Origin of the sequence: Christiangramia marina (assembly GCF_048285865.1) — a bacterium.
Classification (GTDB): Bacteria; Bacteroidota; Bacteroidia; order Flavobacteriales; family Flavobacteriaceae; genus Christiangramia; species Christiangramia marina.
The window spans coordinates 1-293 of the sequence record NZ_JBLVTK010000068.1; the positions used below are offsets into that span (position 1 = coordinate 1).

Annotated in this window: 1 protein-coding gene; it reads left to right on the forward strand. The window is 43.7% G+C overall.

Annotation, left to right across the window (positions count from 1 at the left end):
• A partial coding sequence (locus tag ACNKXS_RS15340; protein WP_417921642.1) for a DUF5723 family protein occupies window positions 1-293 on the forward strand: 293 nt, incomplete at both ends.

The following is a 293-nucleotide window of genomic DNA, read 5'->3' on the forward strand; positions in this document are numbered from 1 at the left end:
GCCGTATATCATGTAGGATATCATTATAAGGTGGATCCTAAGCTGAATGTAGGGGGACGGTTAAAATTTTACTCGGGGATTTTTAATGTTGAGTCAACAAATAACTCGGGAGAATTCGTAACCTATTTTACTCCCGGAGGCACTAACTTTTATGAACATTCTGTGAACCGTCTCGATGTGCTGGTGCGTACCGCCGGATATGCCTCTCTAAATGATACTGCCGGGATGACCGTGGAGGAAGCTACTGCAGAATTATTGAGCAGATCCATGTTTGGAAAGAATGTAGGATTGGG